Raw genomic sequence first — 3,916 nt, forward strand, 5'->3', positions numbered from 1 at the left:
GCCCCCCGGGCGTCGAGCCGGCCGCGCGACGCGTCGCCGTCCCAGGGTCGTCGGCCGCAGCCGCCGACGCGTCGTCGACTCCCCGCTCCCGTCGGACCGCGACGTGCGACGACTCCGCGCTCGTGGACCCGACCGGACCGCGACCCCGCCGCGACCGGTGCGTCGATTTCGCACCCGTGCCTGGGTCAGGGAGAATCGGCACCATGTATGGGAGCGCTACCACACCCCGCACGGCGGTCCTCGTCGTCGATCTCCAGGTCGGCGTCGTCGGGGACTGCGTCGACGTCGACGGGGTGCTGGCCCGCACCGTCACCCTCGTCGACCGGGCACGCGCCGAAGGCGTCCCCGTCATCTGGGTCCAGGACGAGCAGGACTTCCCGCGCGGCAGCGCCGGGTGGGAGCTGCACCCGGCACTCGTGCCCGTCCCGGGCGAGGCGCGCGTGCACAAGGCGTACCGGGACGCGTTCGCCGGCACCGACCTGCAGTCCGTGCTGGCCCGCACCGCGACGACCCACCTCGTCCTCATGGGCGCCCAGTCCGACTACTGCGTGCGGACCCTCGGGCAGTCGGCCGCGAACGCCGGGTACGACGTCACGCTCGTCTCCGACTGCCACACGACGACCGGCGCGCACCTCGCGGGCGTCTGGGTGGGCGGCGAGCAGATCGTCGCGCACGTCAACGCCTACTTCGCGGGCCTGCGCTACCCCGGGCAGCGGTTCGCCGCCGTCCCGCACGACCAGGTCGTGCTCAGCGCGTCCGTCGTCGCCTGACCCGTGCGCCGCTCTTCACCCCCGGGCCGCGTCCGCCCCGACGCGTCGCCGGCTCCTTCCTCGCGGGTGGTCGCTCCCACCGCGTGGCGTCCCGGCGATGTCGGTGGGCGGCGCGACGATGGTGGGCAGGAGGAGCCGACCATGACGGACACGGACGTGACGCGCACGGGTGACGACGAGCGCACGGTCACAGGGCTCGCGGGAGCCAGCTGGTTCCAGGTCGCCGCGGCCACGGCGCGTGCGCACCACGACATCGAGAGCTGCCCGGCGGGTGCCGAACGGCGCGACGCGCAGGAGCGCTACGAGGCGCTGCGGCGCCTGCTCGACGCGCGCACCGACGACCTCGCGTCGCACCCCGTCTTCGGCGGGACGCACCGCAGCGGCCGCTGACCTGCGGCAGGACGCCTCGTCCCGGCCGCCCTCGCGGCGCGGTGCACCGGGTCAGCGGCGGCGCTGCAGCGCGTCGCGCCCCTTGTCGACGCCCGACACGTTGACGAGCGTCTGCGGGAGCCGCTGCACGACGCCCGCGAGCTTGGCGAGCGGCTCACCGGTCTCGGCGACGCGCGCGGCGAGCTGCAGCGCGGTGAGGACGCCGTCGCCGGTCGTGGCGTGCGCGGCCATGATGATGTGGCCCGACTGCTCGCCGCCGAGCGAGTACCCGCCCGCGCGCATCGCCTCGAGCACGTAGCGGTCGCCCACCGCGGTCTCGACCGTGCGGACGCCGCGGTCGCGCATCGCGAGCCGCAGACCCAGGTTGCTCATGACGGTCGTGACGAGCGTGTCGTCGGCGAGGGTGCCGGCGTCGCGCATCGCGAGCGCGAGGACGCCCATGATCTGGTCGCCGTCGACCAGGTTGCCGTCGGCGTCGACCGCGAGGCAGCGGTCCGCGTCACCGTCGAACGCGACACCGAGGTCGGCCTCCGACGCGACGACGGCCGCGAGCAGCTGCTCGGGGTGCGTCGAGCCGCACTTCTCGTTGATGTTGCGCCCGTCGGGCGACGCGTTGATGACGACGACGTCGGCCCCGGCCTGCCGGAGCGCCGCCGGGCCGACCTCGCTGGCCGCACCGTTCGCGCAGTCGACGGCGATGCGCAGGTGGCCGAGCGAGGGGCGGATGGTCGCGACGAGGTGGTCCACGTAGTCGTCGCCCGCGCGGCCCGTGTCGAGCCGGATCCGGCCGACGTCCGCGCCCGTCGGGCGGTCCCACGCCTCACCCATGCGCTTCTCGATCGCGCGCTCGAGGTCGTCGTCGAGCTTGTGCCCGCCCCGCGCGAGGAACTTGATGCCGTTGTCGGGCATGGGGTTGTGCGACGCGGAGAGCACGACGCCGAGGTCCACGCCGAGCTCGGCGGTCAGGTACGCGACGGCGGGCGTCGGCAGCACGCCGACGTTGACGACGTCGACACCCGCGGAGGCGAGACCTGCGGCGACGGCGGCGGCGAGGAACTCGCCCGAGGCCCGGGAGTCGCGGCCGACGACCGCACGCGGGCGGTGCCCCTCGAACGCGCCGCTCGCGCCCAGCACGTGCGCCGCGGCGACGGACAGGTCGAGCGCGAGCTCGGCCGTCACGTCCCGGTTCGCCAGTCCTCGCACCCCGTCGGTGCCGAACAGTCGGGCCATCTCTGCACTCCCTTGTCGCGCGACGTCGTCGACGCGCCGCTGCGTCCCCGCCGTCTTCCCTGCTGTGCTCACGATCCCGCAGACACCGATGGCCCCGCAGGTCTTCCGACCGACGGGGCCATCGGGTGAGGCGCTCAGATCAGCGCTTCGAGTACTGCGGAGCCTTGCGGGCCTTCTTGAGACCGGCCTTCTTGCGCTCGACCACACGGGCGTCGCGCGTGAGGAAGCCGGCCTTCTTGAGGGCCGGACGGTTGTGCTCGGCGTCGATCGCGTTGAGCGCACGGGCGATGCCCAGGCGCAGCGCACCGGCCTGGCCGGAGACGCCACCGCCGGTGATGCGCGCGACGACGTCGAAGCGACCCTCGACGTCCACGAGCTTCAGCGGCGAGTTGACGAGCTGCTGGTGCACCTTGTTCGGGAAGTAGTCCTCGAGCGTGCGCCCGTTGATCTTCCACTGGCCGGTGCCGGGCACCAGGCGCACGCGGGCGATGGCCTCCTTGCGGCGGCCGAGGGCCTGGCCGGGGGCCGTGATGGACTGACCGCGACCCTGGGGGGCCGCCGTCTCGCTGGTGTAGCTGGTGGGCGTCTCGTCGCCCTCGAGGTCGATGTCGACCGTGGTCTCTGCCACTGGTGTCCTCGGTTCCTGTCTTCTCTACGCGCGGCGGCCGTCAGGCCTGCTGCGCGACCTGGGTGATCTCGAACGGCTTCGGCTGCTGGGCGGCGTGGGGGTGCTCGCCACCGGCGTAGACCTTGAGCTTGCCGAGCTGCTTGGCAGCGAGCGAGCTCTTGGGGAGCATGCCGCGGACGGCCTTCTCGATCGCGCGCTCCGGGTGCTTCTCGAGGAGCTCGCTGTAGCGCGTCGCCCGCAGACCACCCGGGTAGCCGGAGTGGCGGTAGGCGAGCTTGGTCTCGCGCTTGTTGCCGGTGAGGGCGACCTTGTCCGCGTTGATGACGATGACGAAGTCGCCGCCGTCGACGTGCGGAGCAAAGGTGGCCTTGTGCTTGCCGCGCAGCAGCGTGGCCACGTGGGTGGCCAGGCGGCCGAGGACGACATCGGTCGCGTCGATGACGTACCAGGTCCGCTCGACGTCGCCGGGCTTCGGGGTGTACGTACGCACGGGTCGTAAGCCTTCGTTCGTTGTGTCTGCATGTCACGGTCGTCGCGCGAGCGGCGCCGTGGAGGGCTGTCGGAGCATCCCTCCGGCGAGTGGGAACCGCACCGGGACGCCACCGCAGCGCTCAGGTGAGAAGTCCGGGCGCGCGACAGGGGACGCACAACAACGCACAAGAGTACCTGCGCGTCGGAGGGACGGTCAAAACAGGTGGCGTCGGCTGCGCCACACCGTCCTGACCGCGGCCGCCGCCCCGCGCCGCGCCGCGCTCAGGACCGGTGCAGCGAGCGCGACGCGCGCACGACGCGCTCGGTGAGGTCGTCGAGCGTCGGCGTCCGCAGCGCCCAGTGCTGCCAGAAGAGCGGCACGTCGAGCCACCTCCCGGGCGCGACGTCGACGAGCGCGCCGGAGGCC

At 73.4% G+C, this 3,916-nt stretch carries 5 protein-coding genes; 2 read left to right on the forward strand and 3 right to left on the reverse strand.

What is annotated here, in order from left to right:
• Nucleotides 1-203 precede the first annotated feature (203 nt).
• Nucleotides 204-770, forward strand: a complete 567-nt coding sequence (locus HGA02_RS12625; protein ID WP_168679309.1) for an isochorismatase family protein — start codon at nt 204-206, stop codon at nt 768-770.
• A gap of 141 nt (nt 771-911) precedes the next feature.
• A complete protein-coding gene (locus HGA02_RS12630) occupies nt 912-1,160 on the forward strand; it encodes a hypothetical protein (RefSeq protein WP_168679310.1) in 249 nt (82 codons plus the stop codon).
• 51 nt (nt 1,161-1,211) lie between these two features.
• On the opposite strand, the gene glmM is transcribed toward HGA02_RS12630, so the two are convergent.
• The 3 genes from glmM to rplM form a co-directional block, all read right to left on the reverse strand.
• Nucleotides 1,212-2,390, reverse strand: a complete 1,179-nt coding sequence (gene glmM / locus HGA02_RS12635) for a phosphoglucosamine mutase (RefSeq protein ID WP_246247733.1) — start codon at nt 2,388-2,390, stop codon at nt 1,212-1,214.
• A gap of 139 nt (nt 2,391-2,529) precedes the next feature.
• A complete protein-coding gene (rpsI, locus tag HGA02_RS12640) occupies nt 2,530-3,018 on the reverse strand; it encodes a 30S ribosomal protein S9 (RefSeq protein ID WP_162352728.1) in 489 nt (162 codons plus the stop codon).
• A 40-nt stretch (nt 3,019-3,058) separates the two neighbouring features.
• Nucleotides 3,059-3,508 (reverse strand): 50S ribosomal protein L13, encoded by a 450-nt coding sequence (gene rplM / locus HGA02_RS12645; RefSeq protein ID WP_124343458.1) that lies wholly within the window; start codon nt 3,506-3,508, stop codon nt 3,059-3,061.
• Nucleotides 3,509-3,916 lie beyond the last annotated feature (408 nt).

It is taken from the genome of Cellulomonas septica (genome assembly GCF_012396155.1).
Taxonomy (GTDB): Bacteria; Actinomycetota; Actinomycetes; order Actinomycetales; family Cellulomonadaceae; genus Cellulomonas; species Cellulomonas septica.

Bases quoted from the DNA above. Each gene is read 5' to 3' on its own strand.
- HGA02_RS12625 (WP_168679309.1), top strand. From the start codon at position 204: ATGTATGGGAGCGCTACCACACCCCGCACGGCGGTCCTCGTCGTCGAT.
- HGA02_RS12630 (WP_168679310.1), top strand. From the start codon at position 912: ATGACGGACACGGACGTGACGCGCACGGGTGACGACGAGCGCACGGTC.
- glmM (WP_246247733.1), bottom strand. From the start codon at position 2,390: ATGGCCCGACTGTTCGGCACCGACGGGGTGCGAGGACTGGCGAACCGG.